Genomic DNA, 18,659 nt, shown 5'->3' on the forward strand with positions numbered 1-18,659 from the left:
GTGGAGGTAAAAATGAAAATCAAAAACTTGCTAATTGTAAGTATCGTAGGTATTTTAGCTATTGTAATGAACGGATGTAGTTCAAAGAGCAAGCAAGAAACGATAACGATAGGTTCAAAAAACTTTACTGAAAATATTCTTTTGGCTCATATGATGGCAGATGTAATTGAGGATCAAACCGATCTTAAAGTTGAACGGAAATTTAATCTAGGTGGCTCTAACGTGGCATGGAAGGCTCTCCTGAACAACGATATCCAGATGTATCCGGAATATACAGGGACAATCGTTTCGAATTACTATCAGGAAATGACAGGTACCGCGGAAGAAACCCTTCAAAAAGCAAAGGATCTGTTGAAAAACGATAAACTCGTTTTCGGCAATCCATTTGGCTTCAATAATACGTATACCTTAGCGGTGAAAAAAGAAACGGTAGATAAGTACCAGCTAAAATCGTTTACTGATCTTGCTAAAGTATCGAATCAACTTATACTTGGCAGCGAATTCGAATTCAAGGATCGTCCAGATGGATATCCAGGATTAGAAAAGGTATACAAAATGGCTTTTAAAAATGTAAAGGGCATGGATCATGGCATTATGTACCGGTCTTTGAATGACAATAGTGTTGATGTGATTGATGCGTTCTCAACGGACGGTCAGATCAAGCTGAACAATTTAATCATCTTGGAAGATGACCAATCTTTCTTTCCACCCTATAATGCAGGGCCGCTGGTTCGTCAGGACATCCTGACCAAATATCCCCAACTTGCCGAAGCGTTGAACAAACTCCAAGATAAACTTGACGAGAGTAATATGCAAGAACTAAACGCAAAAGTAGATTCGGAAGGTTTAAAAGAACAAAAAGTAGCGCATGATTTTTTAAGAGATAAAGGGATAATAAAATTGTAATAGGCTGAACCGTATCATAAGTATGAAGGTATGAACACAAAGGAGCAAAGCAACCTTAAAAGGGATGCTTTGCTCCTTTTGAATTCCAACAGATAAGATGGGGGTGCTAAAAATGTGACGTCTTTAGAATGGTTTCCTCCGAATTACTAATTTTCCTTTTTTATGCTTGTGGTGATGCGCCTGTGTGATTCCCTCTGCGGTGAAAGAGAAAATTCCACAACGAATTCTGTTATTGTTGAAAATGAGGGTACTGTGTTATTTTGGTTAGAAGGTCAACCAATGGTAAAGCAGTGGATGTTACAACGTTCTAGATTCAGAAAATATTATTTTTGGGAGCGTGTGTCTGTATACTTTTCAATATGAGTAGAAATTTGAAATCATTTCTTTATGAATACCTGACTTTAAAAAAGAGGATTATTATGATCTTCTTATTTAGCTCGTTGATTCCGTTTATTAGCATCGGTCTGATTTCTTACTATACAATCTACTCTATTCTTACAAATAAAATTCAAAGCGGCATTCAAAGTAATTTAAAGCAAGTTGAGCTCTCGTTAGAGGGCACCATCAGCAATTTGAACCATGTATCCCAACAGCTTGCATTTGAAGGCAGTGTAGGCAAGAAATTAGATCAATTGTTATCGAGTACAGATAGTCAACCATACGAACGAGTCAAAATGAAAAGCAATCTGAAGGATGAATTAAGCCTCATTACTTTCACGAATCCTAGTATCGGATTAACCCTCTATTATTTCCAAAATGATCATTCCTATGATCTTGAAAATTCGGGAGTCAAGAATAGCTTCTCTCCGGAACAATTGCCATTGCTTGCCCAATACTCTGGAATTTCCTATTATGGTCCACATGTAAGCAACAATTCATTTGATAATCAATATGTGTTGTCTGCTTTAAGAAAAGTAGAACTGCCTAATCGGGATGATGTTTATGTATACATTGAAACAGGGTTCCATTTGACACAGAGCATCCTAAATAATGATCAAACCGGAGTTAAGAACTCTCATATATTCCTTGACAATGATGGTAGAATTGCCTACAGCGAATTGCCGGATACGTATGCAATGGATACGATATTCCCTGGCATTGAAAATGGAAAATCTTCTGGCTCACAAAATGGGTTTTACTGGTTTAGACAGGAAAGTAATCAAGGTTGGAGCATTGTCTCCGTGATTCCGAAAGCAGATTATAATAAAGAGATGAATCGATGGTTCGTTCAAATCTTACTATTTTCGTTAGTTTTTTTGGGAATGAGTCTGTTCCTGGCTTGGCTATTATGGAAAATGGTGTATCGACCATTGAGCGGCTTCAATAAAGAAATTAAGCTGATGGCGCAGAATCGAATCCAATCTGGTATAGCAAAGACAAGAATACCAGAGTTTGATTATCTCTTGGATCAATTTCGACAAATGAAAGTACAAATTTGGGAGTTGTTCGCGGAAGTTGAGCAGAAAGAGAAGCGCAGAGTTGATCTTGAAGTCGAGAAACTGCTTTATCAAATCAATCCTCATTTTTTGATGAATACGTTGGATACCGTGCATTGGCTTGCTGTCATGAACGGGCAGATCGAAATCGATCGTCTTGTAACTTCTTTAAATAAACTGTTGCATTATAATTTAGGCAAGCTAGGACAAGCTTCAACAATACAAGAGGAAATCGAGGCATTGAGGCAATACCTTATTTTGCAGCAAATTCGTTATGATTTTCAATTTGATGTGCAGATTCATGTGGATGAAGAGGTATTGAAAATGCCGATTCCGCGGTTCATCCTTCAACCGCTCGTGGAGAACTCGCTTTATCATGGCTTAAGCGATGATGGCTTCATCCGAGTTGAGGTGAAATTAACACAAACGATTACTATTTCGATTCACGATAACGGCTCGGGGATGTCAGAAGAATTCATACAAAATTTATTAAATAACTCAGAAGTTGAAAATAGGAAGGTTGGTATGGGCATCGGGATGAACTATGTGAAGCGTATGATTGATTCGCAATATGGTGAGCGGGCCAAGTTGGAAATTAATAGTGTCATAGGGAAAGGGACGAGCATTTTGTTAAGTCTGCCGCTCTCGGAGGTGGAACCTAATCATGATAAAAGTAATGGTTGTTGATGATGATAAATTAGTTCGAAAGGGCCTTATATCGGCAATGCCATGGCAGAATTTCGATATGGAGGTTGTCGGGGAAGCAAGCAATGGCGAAAAGGCATTGGAATTTTTACAATCTAATACGGTTGATTTGCTGCTTACTGACCTTGCAATGCCTGTTATGTCGGGCATTGAATTAATAAAGAGGGTCCGTAAAGAGTTCACTCATATCTATATTGTTGTATTGACGCTCCATCAGGATTTTGAATACATCCAAGAGGCGCTTAGATTAGGAGCGATTGATTACATTGCTAAGGTTCAGCTCGAAAAGGAGCGCTTTGAGGAAGTGCTTGAAAGAATCTACAACCGGATTGCTCAAGAACAAAAACGAGCTGCAAATCTAAATGAGGTTTATACAAGTGATCAAGGTTATGCATTGCTCTCATTAAATAATGATGTTGGAGACTATTGGGTAGAGGAGTGGTGCGAACACGCGAATCAATTGATGATTGAAGTGGACAGCAACCTTTGGCTTTGGACACAACCAGTGGAGCAGTCTAGCGAATTATGGTTAGAAAGGCTTGCACACGAGGTCAACACTAAATCGGGATGGGCGCTGATAAAGCTGATTGGTCTCTACGGCAGGCCCCATAAAGATGTTCATCGTTGGTTAAGAGAATATAGAGAGAAGGATTTCTTTTACGATTATGATTTAGATTCCAGCATGGGGTCGATTTTGTTGCAAGAATGGGGCTGTCTCAGGCAAGTACAGTCTGAAAAAAGTATAAATGATCTGAAAGAGCAATGGTCGTCTTACGAATGGATCTATCAGGACAGTTTATTTAAGCAGCATATCGATGCTTTAAAGATGATGCGGTTACCTCAGGCGAAGCTTTTCGGGTTGCTGTATACGTTAATCGATAAATGGAACCTATTATTTTATCCTGTAAGCTTAGTAAAAATTCAACTGCTGGATTCATTTGATTTTTGGTATCAAGTCGATGAATGGCTTATAAACACACGGAATATGATCCGTAACGCTATGGACAAACCTACCTTTTCGCAAGAGGTTATGGAGAGTATTGTTAAAGCTGTGTATATAGCTCAGGAAGAGATGAATCAACAGATTACAGCGGTAAACATTGCGAAAAGAGTCAATATGAGTCGAAGCTACTTCAGTCAATGCTTTAAAGAAATTGTTGGTATGAATTTTAGTGACTATTTACGTCAGGTTCGTATCGAAAAAGCAAAGATGTTTCTGCTCTACACCAACAAAACAATACTTTGGATTGCAGAAAACGTTGGGTATATGGATGAAAAGTATTTTAGCCGCACCTTTCGTGAGCAAACGGACATGCTTCCGAGCAAATATCGGCAAACTCTGGGTACAGGTAGAGAAATGTCCGATAAATAGGGGGGCAAAAGTGGATAGCTGAAAAAAGAGTCGCAAAACCTTGCTAATCGTCGGTCATTTGGCTCTCTAAACAGGCAACCGTCGCCTATCCTAGCTAAATGCCTTTGTGTGATACCCTTTAGATGTGGATTAATTTAAAAGAGAAAGAAGGGGCACGCATGAGCAAGTCTAAAAAAGGTATTCAGATTTTACTTGCAGGAATGATCATTGTATTAACCGCATGTAGTCAATCAAACTCTTCCAAAGAATCACCGAATTCTTCAACGGCGGCAGTGCACAAAGCTGCGGATCCATTTGGGAAATCCGAGAAACCAATCACGCTTAAAATTGGAAAAGAAGTTGATGCGTCGGATAAAAGCTTACCAGCCGGCGATTCTCCCGAGAATAACCAGTATACGCGTTATGTGAAAGAAAACTTGAACATTGATACGAAGATTGTTTGGCAGGCCGCTGGAGGAAAAGATTACGAACAAAAGGTGAATTTATCCATTGCGAGTAACGACTTGCCTGATGCGTTGGTGGTGAAGGAGACGCAGTTCAGACAAATGGTAAAAAGCGGCCAGCTTGAGGACTTAACCGATGTTTATAATAAATACGCTTCGCCAACCATTAAAGGCATTATTGAAACAACGAATGGGCTTGCACTCAAATCAGTTACAGTTGATGGGAAAATGTATGCCTTGCCAAATGTAACACCGGAATCAGATATGGTACATTACATGTGGATTCGCAAGGATTGGTTAGATAAGCTAGGCCTACAGCCTCCTAAGACGATGGATGAGTTGGAAAAGGTAGCCAAAGCCTTCGTGGAGCAGGATCCCGACGGTAATGGGAAGGCAGACACCATCGGTATTGCTGGTCCGCAACTAGGCGGAAAGCTCAATGCGGATTTTATTAATCCGAATAGCAACAACTATGGGTTTGACCCCATTTTTGCTTCATTCCATTCTTATCCGGGATATTGGCTTAAGGGCTCTAATGGCAAAGCAACGTACGGTTCGATTCAGCCTGAAACGAAACAAGCGCTTTCCAAGCTGCGTGATTTCTATAGCAAAGGTTTAATCGATAAGGAAATGAGCATTCGCAAGGATGCACAGGAATCAATCAAGAATGGAACAGCGGGCATCTATTTTGGTGTATGGTGGTCAGGTGGGTATGGTCCGTTAGCGGATGCGTTTAAGAATAATCCGAAGGCAAACTGGCAGGCCTATACCGCACCACTTGATGTGAATGGCGAATTTACTCCGCATATGGGCAACCCATCGAACCAATATCTCGTTGTTCGGAAGGGATATGAGCATCCTGAAGCGGCGATTCAAATGCAAAATCTCTTGTATCGAGATGAATCGAAATTTGACGTGAATGTTGCAATTGGCAATTATCCATTACGTCTGGTCTTTGCTTCGATGGATGTCATGGATGTTACCTATAAAATGTTGAAAGAGGTTTTGGCGGGCACTAAGAAGCCAGAAGACTTAAATCTTCCCGGATATAACCTATTAAAATCGGACGCTGAAAATGTAAAGAAAGTGAAGTTGGAGCCTTACGACAATTATGATATCCAGTATTGGAACCCGAATGCGGATTTGGGAGTATGGAAACGAATGTATTCTACATTCGTCGGCATCTCTCCATTGCAAAAGCCTTATAAAAAAACATACAGCGTCACCTATTCGCAGACCAAGACCATGGAAAGCAGATGGGCTGCACTGGATAAATTGGAAAAGGAAACATTTCTCAAAATTATCATGGGGGCTGCCCCATTAGATTCCTTCGATCAGTTTGTACTCGATTGGAAGAAGCAAGGCGGAGACCAAATTCTTGCAGAAATAGACGAAGTCGCAAAACCGTAAATATCCCCAAAGGCGTCAGTGAAATCTGGCGCCTTTCTCTAAACATGCGAGAATGGAAGTGATTACAGAATGATAACTAAGGGTTATGCCAAGCATTACTATCTCATGCTCCTCCCTGGATTTATTTGGTTGACTCTATTCAGTATCGTTCCTATGTTCGGAATCGTTATTGCTTTTCAGGACTTTAATCCTGGCTTAGGCATGTTTCACTCCGAGTGGGTTGGATTGGAAAACTTCAAGTATATGTTTACGCTTAATGATAGTAAGACGATTTTTTTTAACACGATTTTTATTGCTGTAATGAAAATTATCGCGAATATGGTCGTACCGCTTACCTTTGCCCTGTTGTTGAATGAATTACGTGTGACAATTTTAAAGAGATGGATTCAGACGATTGTTTATTTGCCCCATTTTTTATCTTGGGTTATTCTTTCGGGTATTCTTTTGGATATCTTTTCTTACAAAGGACCGGTTAACGGGATTTTGTCTGTGTTTGGTATAAGTCCTACTGTCTTTTTTGCCAGAGCAGATTTGTTTCCCTTCATTGTTGTTGGAAGCGATGCTTGGAAGGAGTTTGGATTTAACACGATTATTTTTTTGGCGGCTTTGACGGGCATCAATCCCTCTTTATATGAAGCGGCTGCGATCGACGGTGCGTCGCGTTTGCAACAATTGCTAAATGTCACGCTGCCCGGAATTATTACAACGGTTATTTTGCTCTCTGTACTTAGTCTTGGCAATGTCTTGAATGCTGGATTCGATCAAATATTTAATCTTTATAACCCTCTTGTTTATTCAAGCGGTGATATTATTGACACCTGGGTATATCGAACCGGTTTATTGAATTTACAGTATGGTTTGGCAACGGCCGTTGGACTGTTAAAATCTGTTATCAGTTTTACTTTGATCACAACGTCCTATTTCTTGGCTGCTAAATTTGCAAATTATCGTATTTTTTAATAGTAACCTCTGTGACAGTTACTTTTTGAATTGATGTTTAAATAAAGGAGCATTACAACTATGGTTATAGAAAAAACATTTGGCTCCAAAGCATTTGATGTTTTGCTTGTCGTGCTTCTGGTTGGCATTGCGCTTTTGTGTATACTTCCTTTATGGTACACACTTGTGATTTCGTTAAGTGATAATGCAGCAGCTTCCTCGGGTCGGGTTGGATTATGGCCGGTGGGGTTTAATTTGAGTTCATATAAAGAAATTATGGGCGACAGCAAGTTTTTTAATTCTTTTTGGGTTTCAATACAGCGTGTCGTGTTAGGATCCAGTCTTAATTTTGTAATTATCATTCTCATGGGCTATCCGTTATCCAAAAATGCGAAAGATTTGCCTTTTCGAAATGTACTCATGTGGATTTTGGTTTTTACTATGCTATTTAACGGCGGCTTGATCCCTTGGTATCAAACGGTCAAATCATTCGGACTAATCAATAATATTTGGGCGCTTGTGTTGGGAAACAGCGTTCCGGTTTTTAGTGTTATTCTCGTTATTAACTATTTTCGCAATCTGCCTAAGGAGTTAGAAGAGGCGGCGTTAGTGGATGGAGCGGGTCCATGGTACATGCTTGTGAACATTTATATACCACTGGCTGTTCCAGTGCTTGCTACGGTTACTTTATTCAGCATAGTTTATCATTGGAATGAGTTTTTTAACGGTCTTGTGCTGATGTCCAGCGCCGATCATTATCCGCTGCAAACCTACATTCAACAATTGGTCGTAATCATTGATGCACAAACCATGACAGCAGAACAAATTCAAAAGATGAGCGAGCTTTCCAACCAGACATTGAACGCAGCCAAAATCTTCATCGCAATGATTCCAGTTTTAGTCATTTATCCGTTTTTGCAAAGGTTTTTTATCCATGGGATTACGTTAGGATCTGTTAAAGAGTAATCAAATAAAGGAGATACAGCATGCTACCATCACTTACATTTCTTAAACGTCAATTGGAGGGAATTCTGCGCAATAAATTTGAGCAGGGACATCAAACCTCGGGTTACTTAGCCAAGCTGGAAGAGCTTCCCGCAAGCTATGATGCCTATGTGGAATTCGCTCACAGCTTGGCTTCTATTCCAATGAGGGATAATTGGTCTTACTATGAACCTAATGATTTAGAGGAGATATGGCGGGAATGCGATCCGGCTCGACCTCTCGGACAGGTCGGAATCCTGAATCTGAAGGACAGCTCCAAGCGAGTAGAGACGGGATTCCTCGCTTCAGTTTGCGGTTCCATGTTGGGCAAGCCAATTGAGGTAAATCCCAGCCTGTCGGAATTGCGTCAAGCGCTAACTTCCGTAGGGGAATGGCCACTGAACGATTACATTTCTGATGAAATCCTCCATGCATTGGATCGTCGTCATTGGTCTTGGTATGAGACGACCCGCGGGCGAATGCATTACGTGGCACCTGACGACGATATCAATTACACCATAATGGGAATGATGGCGCTAGAGCAATTCGGCACTGGTTTTACAAAAAGAAATGTAAGAGACTTATGGATTAATCATATTCCGATAAGCACAACTTGGGGTCCAGAGAGGGCTATCCTGCTTCGATCGGGGATGAGCTATTTGGAGCATGATAGGGATATATTTAATCATTCTGAAATCGAGGGTTGGCCTGACTTCATGGTCCAGGATACAGAGCTATGCGGTGCGGCGATTCGCGCAGACGCTTACGGCTATGCCTGCCCTGGTCAACCAGCTCTTGCTGCTGAGCTGGCTTGGCGGGATGCAAGCTTTACACATCGCCGGACCGGTATCTACGCCACGATGTTCATTGCTGCTGCGATTGCTGTCGCGCATGTGCTGCGCGATCCGATAGAAATAATGAGTACTGCCCTGCAATTCGTACCTAGACGGAGCCGATTCTACGAGATTACTCAGGATTGCCTGCAGATGGTCGCGAATGCAGACAATTGGCTGGCAGCTTATCAGAGCATTAACCTTAAGTATGCGAATTATTGCCATTGTCAGGTTTATCAGGAAATAGGCACCTTAATGAATACATTTCGATTTGCCGAGAATGTCGGAGATGGGATTTGCAAGCAGGTGATGCAAGGCAACGATACAGATAGCTTTGGGGCAACAGCCGGTTCTCTGCTCGGGGTTTATTTCGGTTCTGGCAGCTTGGAACCAAGATGGCTTGAGCCATTTCAGGACCGAATTTATACGGGGTTATCTTATTTTAATGAGCAAAAGCTTTCTCGTTTGGCTGAGCGGATGGGACGTTTGCCAGAGCTGCTACACATCGGCCAACATCGAATTCAACCCAGCGAACTCTATGTGAACGAGAACGTGGATTCCTGCCTTTGAATTTGAATTTATCAAAAACCTGCTGCTGCAATTAAAATTACACGAAAAGGTGCCCTAGATGGTATTCCGAATAAATCTGAGATTGAGGCTTTCTTAACAACTACAAATTCAAAGAAGTAATGATCTGGAACCCTATAGGCAGAAATTCACTTGTAACTTAAAAATAACCGTCAGGAGGATCTGACGGTTTATTTTCCGTAGTCAGGAGTATTCATCTACAGCAATTCGTTTTAGTTGGGATCAATGTAGTTTGGAAGGGGCAAATTTGTGGAAGTTTTCAATAAATTAGAAGAAGGCATACCTGTTGGTATAATCAAATGGACTCCTAATTCGTTACTAGAAACATTCCATTGGCATACTTCATTTGAAATTGGTTATTGTCTCTCCGGCAAAGGTTGGTTTTACTTTGGAGATAAAAAATTTAGTGTGAATCCCGGTGATGTGTTTATCGTCAATCATATGGAACGGCACATTGCTCAGTCAGATCCTGAAAATCCGAGCCAGTACATATTTGTCTTTTTTAAAAAAGAGCTCATTGAAATTGAAAAAGAATTATTAATTCCATTCTTCTATAGTCCAAGAAAGTTTATTAATCAAATATCTTCCGAATTAGAGGCTGCCCAAGAAATCGGACGGATTATTTTAGCTGTAAATGAGGAGATGGAAAAGAAAAGAACAGCGTACCCTGGCATGATTCGTAGTTACATTCTGCAAATTTGTGTTCTACTTTCTAGACATTTCAAGAGTCATATATCGACGGGGGAATTTAACCAAGTGTTTGCGCTTTATTACAAATTAGCGCCTGTATTAACCTACATGCATGAAAATTTTAGAGAACCTCTAGAACTCTCAGATGTCGCTAAGAAACTTGACCTTAGCTCTTCGCGGGTACGTCACTTATTTAAAGAGATTATGGGGGAAGGATTTAAGGATTATCTGCTCCATTTACGTGTGAATGAAGCAAGAAGATTACTGTTGAATACAAATTTATCCATTGTAGATATATGTTATCAATCAGGGTTTCAGAGTCACAACCCATTCTACCATGCATTTCAAAAAATTGTAGGGATGTCTCCTGGGGATTATAGGAAAGCAGCTATGAGAATAAATAGCCCTTTTTGTGAATCGGATTAAGTATTTAGTGAAGAAATTTCACCTATTTAGGATTATATTTTAAGTAGCTTAAAGGATATAAGTTATGTGAACTGCCATTCCCGATAAACGGGGAAGGTTTTATATACAATATGAAAAGGGAGGTTCTATGAATGAAGAAACAGATGAAAACGATTTTGACAGTAGCCGTCTTAGCTATGGCATTAGCAGGTTGCAGTAGTGAACCGGCAGCTAACACTTCAGCGAAACCCAAAAGCACAGGGCCGGTAAGCTTGACATTTTGGCACGCCATGGGGGGCTCGAACGAAGAGGTTGTCAAAAAGATGGTCCAAAACTTTAATGAAACTGTCGGTAAGGAAAAAGGAATTACAATCACACCGGTGTTTCAAGGATCCTACGCTGATCTTCTGAAAAAAGTAAAAGCAGCCGTTCAGGCCAAGAACGAAAAGGACTTTCCGGATATCGTACAGATTCCTGCTTCGGACACCTCTTATATTAAAGATGTACCGGCGGTCATCTGGGCTCAAGATTTGCTTGCCAAAGATCCTTCGTTCAAAGTCACAGACATAGAGCCGAATACTCTTGCTGGCTTTAGCTTTAAAGGTAAGCAAGTAGGCATCCCTTTTGCAAATTCTACGATTTTGCTCTATTACAATAAAAACTTGTTTAAAGAGGCAGGTCTGGACCCGACTAAGCCTCCGCAAACGATAGACGAATTAGGAAAATACGCGGCACAAATGAGCAAGAAAAGTGGCAGTCAAGTTACCCAATGGGGCTTTTCCGTCACCCCCGATCAATATCAACTGTCAAGCTGGATTGGCATGCAGGGAGCCTATATTGGCAACAACAAAAACGGACGTGCCGATTATATGACGGCTGTTGAGTATGATACGAACGGAGCAATGAAACGCTTTTTGTCAGAGTGGAAAAAAGCGGTAGACGCCGGAGGCATCCAGACGGGCACCGATGTCAAAGCAGATGAAGAGTTTGCAGCGGGAAAACTGGCTATGTTCGTTACATCTACTGCAGCATTAAAAGGCACACTGGCTAAGGTCGCAGATAAATTTGAAGTCGGCACCGCATTCCTTCCCAAAGTGAACGAAACGGACAAAGGGGGAGTCGCGGTCGGCGGTTCCGCACTGTATATTATGAACCGGGGAGATAAAGCGGCATCAGATGCTGCATGGGAATTCCTGAAATATGGAATTACGCCGGAATCCCAATTTGTATGGCACACTGGAACCGGGTATTTCCCTGTAAACACCAAAACGTATGATCTGCCTCAAATGAAAGAGCATTTGACCAAAAATCCATTGTTTAAAACAGCAATCGAGCAGCTCCATGCGTCGTCTGCCGAAACTCAAGAGCCGATGGGACCGGTAAGCGCCGAGTTCAGCCAGGCTATGCGGGAGGAGACCTTAAACTACGTACAAGGCAAGAAAAACATAGATAAGGCGATCACGGATATGGCAAATGCAAGCAACAAAGCTTTGAAGGATTACAACCGGGCAAATAATATTAAATGATGCTGGGGGCTAACTATGCATATTTCTTTGATGACGTATAACTTGAGAACCTATTTGGCACAGGACGGTGATAATGCTTGGGAGTACCGTTACGAGAAAGTGGCAGCAATGATCAGAGAGCATAGTCCGCTGCTTTTGGGTACTCAGGAAGGAAATACCAGGATGCTGGAGGATCTGAAGTTAGAGGAATATCATTGGATCGGCGAGGATCGGCTTGGAGATCGAGGAGATGAGCACTGCGCAATCTTTTTCAAAAAAGACGAACTGGACATTGTGGAACACGGCACCTTCTGGTTATCCGAGCAGCCGGAGATTCCGGCAAGTATTAGCTGGGACAGCTCTCTGCCACGTATTTGTACCTGGGGGCACTTTCGGCATAAAGGCACAGGTACGGAGCTACTATTATTCAATACCCACCTAGATCACCAGGGGCAGCAGGCCAGGGAACAAGGTGTTCGGCTTATATGGGAGCGAATCAAGGAACTGCGGACTGCAAAAGATGTTCCTGCCTTATTGACAGGTGACTTCAACTCACAGCCTGATAATGCGGTGATCCGCTTTATGAGGGGAGAGCCCGTTTGGGATGATGCGCTTGTGGACATGTCGGATGCTTATTCCGTGATGGTTGGACCCATAGGAACATCGTTCCATGATAACTATTCCGGAAGAATGGAAGGAGAGCCGATCGACTATATTTTTGTTACTCCTGACGTGCAAGTGTCATCCATTCAAATCGACCGACGGATGATTGACGGACGGTATCCTTCGGATCATTATCCGGTCGTCGCTCATCTGATTGCTATTGAAGGAGAATGATCCCGCGTGAATATCAGTTCAACTCAACAAGTTAAAAGCAAGGGATTAAAATATCATTTCGCGAAGAAAAGATGGAGAGAAGCCGCTAAGCCATATTTGTTTATGCTGCCGTGTTTAATTTTTGTTTTCTTATTCACCTATTACCCATTTGCGAAAACATTTTATTTAGGATTTACATTAGTCGATTTGAATGGCAATCCGATTGAATTTGTGTGGTTTGAAAACTTTACAAATATATTCAGTGATCAAAGAATGCTGCAAACTGTTACTCATACGTTGAAATATACCGTCATCACGATTCCGGGAACCATAATAATCAGCCTTTGCATGGCATTATTGGCGGAAAAGAAACGGAAAGGGACAAGTATTTACCAGATTTTGTTCGCTTTGCCCATGGCTGTATCGATGTCCTCGGCGGCAATGATTTTTCAACTGATCTTAAATCCGTCGATCGGCGTATTCAACGCTCTAACTGGACTTAGCATCAACTGGTTCGGTGATGAAAAGTATGCGATGGTTGGCATTGCTATTGTTTGCATCTGGATGGGCATTGGATTCAGCTTCTTGTTTCTTTTGGCAGCTATCCGCAATGTCCCCGGAGAATTGCTGGAGGCGGCGGATATGGAGGGAAGCAGTTATTTTCAATCTCTGATTCATATTAAGCTTCCATTGATGTCCCCAACTCTCTTTTTTCTGATCGTTACGGATATTATTCATTCACTGATGGTTTTCGGTCCGATCATGGTTTTGACAAAAGGTGGCCCTATGGGGTCTACCGAAACGATGATATACCGAATGTACATCGAAGCATTCGAGAATGGCAAATACGGATATGGCAGTGCAGTTGGTATTATGATCTTCATCATTGTTATGTTATTTACTTTAGTTACCTTTGCGTATGAAAAGAAAGGAGTGCATTATTCATGAAGACTGCCATGCAAATGCGCGACTTTCTATTCAGTACGATGTGTATCATCATTGGTTTGATCGTCATATCCCCGGTTATTTATTGTGTAAGTGCCAGTTTTATGAGTTCTGGCGATTTAAGCTCATATCCGCCTAAATTTATTCCAAGCCGATTATTTCTAAAAAATTATGAGATCGTATTTACTTCAACGCCGCTTCTCCGATTTATATGGAACTCTTTTTTGATTGCGATTATTGGAACCGTTGGCAGATTAATTACGAGCAGCCTGGCCGCATACGCATTTTCATTCCTAGAATTTAAAGGAAAGAAAATATGGTTCTTAGTAATTCTCGGCACGATGATGATTCCTGGAGACATGCTTTTTATAACCAATTATATTACAGTGGCAAACATGAAATTAATAAACACTTATTCCGGAGTCATCATTGTCATGATGGCATCCGCAACTTATATGTTCATACTGCGGCAGCATTTCTTGAGCATATCAAAAGAATATAGGGATGCAGCTTTTATCGATGGTTGCGGCGATTTCCGGTTCTTTACAAGCCTATTGGTACCCATGTCGAAATCCATATTGTCATCCATTTTTATTGCATCTTTTATCGGTTTGTGGAACGCCTACTTGTGGCCGCTGATAGTTACCAATTCAGAGAATATGAGAACGGTGCAGGTTGGAATTACGATGCTTCAATCTTCCGAAAGTATTATTTACGGTCCTATTATGGCTGGAGTAACCGTCATCCTTATTCCTTCCGTTTTGGTCTTTATCATATTCCAAAAGCAGCTGGTACAAGGGATCACATTAGGCGGATTAAAAGGATAGTTTAATCAAATACGGAGGCAACTACATGAGCAGGATAAAATTGATTGCACTTGACTTGGACGGGACGCTGCTGAATGAGGACTCCCAAGTATCTGAAGAAAACCGGAAAGCGATCGCTGAAGCGCGCTCTCAAGGAGTTACCGTCATTGTGGCAACGGGGCGGGAGGTACAGACTGCCAAGCCTTATTGGCAAGAGCTGAGTCTGGAATCTCCGATGGTGACTGTTAATGGAAGCGAAGTGTGGAAGTCTTCCGGCGAGCTGCATATGCGACAAAGGTTAAATGTCGAAACTGTTATGGCGCTTCATAAAATTGCCGTTGATGAAGATTGTTGGTTCTATGGCTATACGACAGAAGGAATGATTGATGCTGACAATTGGAGCGGAACTACCACAGAGTCCCAATGGCTAAAGTTCTGTTACTCCTCGGAAAACCGGAACCAACTGGCACGGGTTCGGGCAAAGACAGAAGAGGTAGGGCTATTCGAGATCACCAATTCCCATTCGAGCAACATCGAGCTCAATCCATCGGGTATTTCCAAAGCGAGCGGAATACGCGAGGTATGCGATCTGTTGGCATTATCTATGGAGGAGGTGATGGCTGTGGGCGACAGCTTGAATGATAAAGCAATGCTTCTTGAAGCCGGTATAGGTGTAGCTATGGGCAACGCTCAGGACGAGGTGAAGCAATTGGCGAATGCCGTCACGGGCAGCAACAGGGAGGACGGAGTGGCGCAGGCGATTCGCCGGTATGTGTTGGAGGCAGATAAATAACGTTCCTGTTTTTTGTCCTTGTCTCGCTATCTGATGACCAGCATGTGGTAAATGGAAAACCAGTCTGGCACTGTAATCTAGTGATGGACTGGTTTTTTTGGACAGTAGCATTAATTTTATACAAATTGGCATCAGACTTGAATCCTAACATGATGAAAAATGATGTGTTTTCAACCAAAGATAGTGCCATAAAGCAGGTATACATTTAAAACGGCTATAATAACTGCTATAACCCAAGACATCCTAGACAGCCATTTCGGAGCAACAAATTCTCCCATTTTCCTTTTGTCGGATGTGAACATCACCAGAGGAATGACAGCAAATGACAACTGTAGGGAAAGAATGACCTGGCTTAAAATCAAGAGATCACCGGTTCCTTTTTCACCGTATAGACCAATCACGATAACAGCCGGTACTATGGCGATCAGTCGGGTAATCAATCTCCTTATCCATGGTTTCAGTCGGATATTCAAAAAGCCTTCCATAACAATTTGCCCGGCCAAAGTTCCTGTCAGGGTAGAGTTTTGCCCTGAGGCCAGTAGGGCGACCGCAAACAGTACACTCGCGATGCTAGTACCGAGCAAAGGAGTCAGCAGTTGATAGGCATCTTCAATTTCGGCTACTTCCGTATGGCCGGATGTATGAAACGCGGCTGCAGCCAGGATTAGTATAGCTGCATTTACGAATAGAGCTAACATTAATGCGACGGTTGAATCGATCGTAGCAAATTTAATTGCAGAACGTTTTCCTTCGGACGTCTCCTCGTATTTTCTTGTTTGAACGATAGCAGAGTGCAGGTATAGGTTGTGCGGCATGACGGTTGCACCCAAAATTCCAAGAGCAATGTAAAGCATTGCCGGATTTTTAATGATTTCGGTGCTTGGCACAAAACCACCCATAATACCAACGATATCCGGCTTGGAAAGAATCATTTCAATGCCGAAACATACAAAGATGGTAACGATTAAGGAAATGACAATGGCTTCGATATAGCGGAAGCCTTTATTTTGCAGCATGAGAACCAGGATGACATCGAACGAAGTAATTAATACGCCATACAGCAGCGGAAGTCCGAACAATAGATTTAGGGCAATTGCCGAGCCGATCACTTCGGCCAGGTCACAAGCAGCTATTGCCAATTCACATAAAACCCAGAGTCCGAAATTGACAGGTTTACTATAATGATCACGGCATGCTTGCGCAAGATCTCTACCTGTCGCGATGCCTAATCGAGCCGTTAAGGACTGCAATACAATAGCCATTAAGTTAGAAATTAGGATGACGGACAATAATTGATAGTTGTATACGGATCCCCCAGCTATACTAGTCGCCCAGTTCCCAGGATCCATATAACCTACGGCAACCAGATAACCGGGACCTGCGAAGGCCAGGAGCTTCCGGAAGAAGCTTCCTTTTGTAGGGATAGGGAGCGTTTTGTAAACTTCGGGCAAGCTGTTTGCGACTCTTCTTCGCCTCCACCCTGATTCTGGGGAGGATTGAGGTTTTGATTCTTGAACAACCGATTCCATTGGACAACCTTCTTTCCTTTGCGCAATATTTTTGTTGTTGGGCAACATTTGGGGCAAAAAAATATGTATTTCCTAGTATTTACATTAATATCCTACATCAAAAAAATTGCCTTTGCAACAAAAAGTTTCCCTAGGGAAAGAAAGTGTGTTTTATTAAAAGATGCAGGGGGCGCGTGTCGTGCGACCTGCATAAAATTAATAACGAATAAACCTCCGAACAAGAGCACGGAGCTCGCGACTTTCGCGGCTCGTTGTAAATAGAACGAGATCCTGACGCATCTGCACTCGTTGAAGAAAACACGCAAAGATGTATCCTTGCATGATCCCATTTGGAGTTTGCGCAGCAGGCGAAGCGGGTTGTGTATTTTCAGGACGGGCAATTTTCAGTGACGACCGGTTCCTTGAACGCTTTTATTTTTCTCCGAACTAGTATGTGTAATATTGAGGTCAATATGGATATCATGGAGGGCATCGTCGGTAAGCAAGCTATCTTCTGCTGGGGACATGGCTTTCCATTCACCATAATGATACCGGAATAAGTTATACTCCAGATTCAAGACATCCGTCTTTTTAGCAATCCCCGTTTGGAACAAACTTCGGATTTCAACTTCGATCGCTTTCTCCGTCTCGTCGGTTAATTGTTGGAAATTCAGCAGGTCATCTTTGGTCCGGCTGACTATGTATCCTGTCGCTTTCATTTTGACGTCATATTGCGGCCGATCCCCGCTATTCATATAGGTAAGGCTCGCTTTCGGATTGTCGACGACGATTTGAACCGATGGATCTTTACGATCCGGTACGGGGATGCCAGCGCGTATTGTACCTGGCTTAACCCAACGAAGTCCTGATAATTCTTTCAAGGGGAAATAACTTCTGTACGAATCTCTTTTAAGAAATATCGCCCCGTCAATCATCAGTTTGGGCTCTGGCTTATTTTTTTCCGACCATTGTGTTTTGTTAACGGCCAACGTCGGGATGCACGAAGTAAATCCCGGCTCATTGATCTGTCTCATCAATTGTTGAAGCTTTATCGAAGTTACGTAGGAAGTCTGGGAGTGTATCCCTTTCGGCTCGTGAAGAATGGTGCTGAGCGGAGACCGTTGGTAAAATCCGGGTACTGAAAAAATATCTTTTACCGATTCTCTCGTGGCATATACCCACGGCGTCAGACGATATTCATGATAACGACTAAAACTGTCATAAATTCCTTTAATCCCTTCTTTAAATGCGCTTTCGCTAATCAAAAGAACTGTCACGTGCCCCCAAATGATTCTTTCCTGAGCTGTTTCATAAGTTTGGAAAAGCGCCTCTTCGAAGGTGTATCCAACCCCTTCGCCTATCCATATTCTCGCTGGCCCTTTCTGTCCGTCGGTAGTTTTCGCAACGTTCTGGAAATCGATGAATTGTATATATGCGTAATACTTTCCATCCTTGTAATCGACGCCTATGGCGTTCGCGTAATTCAATTTTTCAATATTTTTCATATCGGTTTCGCACCCTGAACCGATTAACAATTCAACGATCAAGACAAGTGTACATATGGATTTGCGCATC

Annotated in this window: 15 protein-coding genes and 1 pseudogene; 14 read left to right on the top strand and 2 right to left on the bottom strand. The window is 42.1% G+C overall.

Annotation, left to right across the window (positions count from 1 at the left end; genetic code table 11):
- The first annotated feature begins 12 nt into the window (after positions 1-12).
- The 13 genes from BC351_RS40580 to BC351_RS40640 all read left to right on the top strand — a co-directional run bounded on the left by BC351_RS40580 (position 13) and on the right by BC351_RS40640 (position 15,576).
- Complete coding sequence (locus tag BC351_RS40580; protein WP_079421374.1) at positions 13-906, top strand: glycine betaine ABC transporter substrate-binding protein; 894 nt, start codon at positions 13-15, stop codon at positions 904-906.
- Between the two features lie 419 nt (positions 907-1,325).
- Positions 1,326-3,029, top strand: coding sequence for a sensor histidine kinase (locus tag BC351_RS40585; protein WP_341866056.1), 1,704 nt, complete (start codon positions 1,326-1,328; stop codon positions 3,027-3,029).
- Positions 3,007-4,419, top strand: coding sequence for a response regulator transcription factor (locus tag BC351_RS40590; RefSeq protein WP_079421375.1), 1,413 nt, complete (start codon positions 3,007-3,009; stop codon positions 4,417-4,419). The genes BC351_RS40585 and BC351_RS40590 overlap by 23 nt, the downstream gene beginning before the upstream one ends.
- Before the next feature lie 158 nt (positions 4,420-4,577).
- Positions 4,578-6,272: an extracellular solute-binding protein gene (locus tag BC351_RS40595; RefSeq protein WP_079421376.1), complete on the top strand. Its 1,695-nt coding sequence runs from the start codon at positions 4,578-4,580 to the stop codon at positions 6,270-6,272.
- Positions 6,273-6,341: 69 nt separating this feature from the next.
- The gene (locus BC351_RS40600) at positions 6,342-7,232 is read left to right on the top strand and encodes an ABC transporter permease (protein ID WP_079421377.1); all 891 of its coding nucleotides are present in this window, start codon (positions 6,342-6,344) and stop codon (positions 7,230-7,232) included.
- A 60-nt stretch (positions 7,233-7,292) separates the two neighbouring features.
- Positions 7,293-8,177, top strand: a complete 885-nt coding sequence (locus tag BC351_RS40605; protein WP_079421378.1) for a carbohydrate ABC transporter permease — start codon at positions 7,293-7,295, stop codon at positions 8,175-8,177.
- A 20-nt stretch (positions 8,178-8,197) separates the two neighbouring features.
- A complete protein-coding gene (locus BC351_RS40610) occupies positions 8,198-9,598 on the top strand; it encodes an ADP-ribosylglycohydrolase family protein (protein WP_079421379.1) in 1,401 nt (466 codons plus the stop codon).
- Positions 9,599-9,865: 267 nt separating this feature from the next.
- A complete protein-coding gene (locus BC351_RS40615) occupies positions 9,866-10,732 on the top strand; it encodes an AraC family transcriptional regulator (protein ID WP_244209352.1) in 867 nt (288 codons plus the stop codon).
- A 131-nt stretch (positions 10,733-10,863) separates the two neighbouring features.
- A complete protein-coding gene (locus tag BC351_RS40620) occupies positions 10,864-12,237 on the top strand; it encodes an ABC transporter substrate-binding protein (protein WP_079421380.1) in 1,374 nt (457 codons plus the stop codon).
- A 15-nt stretch (positions 12,238-12,252) separates the two neighbouring features.
- Complete coding sequence (locus BC351_RS40625; RefSeq protein ID WP_079421381.1) at positions 12,253-13,053, top strand: endonuclease/exonuclease/phosphatase family protein; 801 nt, start codon at positions 12,253-12,255, stop codon at positions 13,051-13,053.
- 6 nt (positions 13,054-13,059) lie between these two features.
- Positions 13,060-13,980 carry a carbohydrate ABC transporter permease gene (locus BC351_RS40630; RefSeq protein ID WP_244209353.1) on the top strand — a complete coding sequence of 307 codons (921 nt, stop codon included), beginning with the start codon at positions 13,060-13,062 and terminating at the stop codon, positions 13,978-13,980.
- A complete protein-coding gene (locus BC351_RS40635; protein WP_079421382.1) occupies positions 13,977-14,804 on the top strand; it encodes a carbohydrate ABC transporter permease in 828 nt (275 codons plus the stop codon). The genes BC351_RS40630 and BC351_RS40635 overlap by 4 nt, the downstream gene beginning before the upstream one ends.
- A gap of 25 nt (positions 14,805-14,829) precedes the next feature.
- Entirely contained in the window at positions 14,830-15,576 is a 747-nt protein-coding gene (locus BC351_RS40640) for a Cof-type HAD-IIB family hydrolase (RefSeq protein ID WP_079421383.1), read from the top strand.
- 170 nt (positions 15,577-15,746) lie between these two features.
- Here the strand turns inward: BC351_RS40640 and BC351_RS40645 are convergent, their stop codons facing one another.
- Positions 15,747-17,105 carry an Nramp family divalent metal transporter gene (locus BC351_RS40645; RefSeq protein WP_079421384.1) on the bottom strand — a complete coding sequence of 453 codons (1,359 nt, stop codon included), beginning with the start codon at positions 17,103-17,105 and terminating at the stop codon, positions 15,747-15,749.
- Positions 17,106-17,318: 213 nt separating this feature from the next.
- Here BC351_RS40645 and BC351_RS44590 point away from each other — a divergent pair.
- A pseudogene (locus BC351_RS44590) lies at positions 17,319-17,435 on the top strand (RNA polymerase subunit sigma-70); the annotation flags it as partial.
- A gap of 53 nt (positions 17,436-17,488) precedes the next feature.
- Here BC351_RS44590 and BC351_RS40655 read toward each other — a convergent pair.
- Positions 17,489-18,658, bottom strand: a complete 1,170-nt coding sequence (locus tag BC351_RS40655) for a Ger(x)C family spore germination protein (RefSeq protein ID WP_079421385.1) — start codon at positions 18,656-18,658, stop codon at positions 17,489-17,491.
- Position 18,659: the final 1 nt, after the last annotated feature.

Origin of the sequence: Paenibacillus ferrarius (genome assembly GCF_002027705.1) — a bacterium.
In the GTDB taxonomy this organism is placed as follows: domain Bacteria; phylum Bacillota; class Bacilli; order Paenibacillales; family NBRC-103111; genus Paenibacillus_E; species Paenibacillus_E ferrarius.

Bases quoted from the DNA above. Each gene is read 5' to 3' on its own strand.
- BC351_RS40580 (WP_079421374.1), top strand. From the start codon at position 13: ATGAAAATCAAAAACTTGCTAATTGTAAGTATCGTAGGTATTTTAGCT.
- BC351_RS40585 (WP_341866056.1), top strand. From the start codon at position 1,326: ATGATCTTCTTATTTAGCTCGTTGATTCCGTTTATTAGCATCGGTCTG.
- BC351_RS40590 (WP_079421375.1), top strand. From the start codon at position 3,007: ATGATAAAAGTAATGGTTGTTGATGATGATAAATTAGTTCGAAAGGGC.
- BC351_RS40595 (WP_079421376.1), top strand. From the start codon at position 4,578: ATGAGCAAGTCTAAAAAAGGTATTCAGATTTTACTTGCAGGAATGATC.
- BC351_RS40600 (WP_079421377.1), top strand. From the start codon at position 6,342: ATGATAACTAAGGGTTATGCCAAGCATTACTATCTCATGCTCCTCCCT.
- BC351_RS40605 (WP_079421378.1), top strand. From the start codon at position 7,293: ATGGTTATAGAAAAAACATTTGGCTCCAAAGCATTTGATGTTTTGCTT.
- BC351_RS40610 (WP_079421379.1), top strand. From the start codon at position 8,198: ATGCTACCATCACTTACATTTCTTAAACGTCAATTGGAGGGAATTCTG.
- BC351_RS40620 (WP_079421380.1), top strand. From the start codon at position 10,864: ATGAAGAAACAGATGAAAACGATTTTGACAGTAGCCGTCTTAGCTATG.
- BC351_RS40625 (WP_079421381.1), top strand. From the start codon at position 12,253: ATGCATATTTCTTTGATGACGTATAACTTGAGAACCTATTTGGCACAG.
- BC351_RS40635 (WP_079421382.1), top strand. From the start codon at position 13,977: ATGAAGACTGCCATGCAAATGCGCGACTTTCTATTCAGTACGATGTGT.
- BC351_RS40640 (WP_079421383.1), top strand. From the start codon at position 14,830: ATGAGCAGGATAAAATTGATTGCACTTGACTTGGACGGGACGCTGCTG.
- BC351_RS40645 (WP_079421384.1), bottom strand. From the start codon at position 17,105: ATGGAATCGGTTGTTCAAGAATCAAAACCTCAATCCTCCCCAGAATCA.
- BC351_RS40655 (WP_079421385.1), bottom strand. From the start codon at position 18,658: ATGCGCAAATCCATATGTACACTTGTCTTGATCGTTGAATTGTTAATC.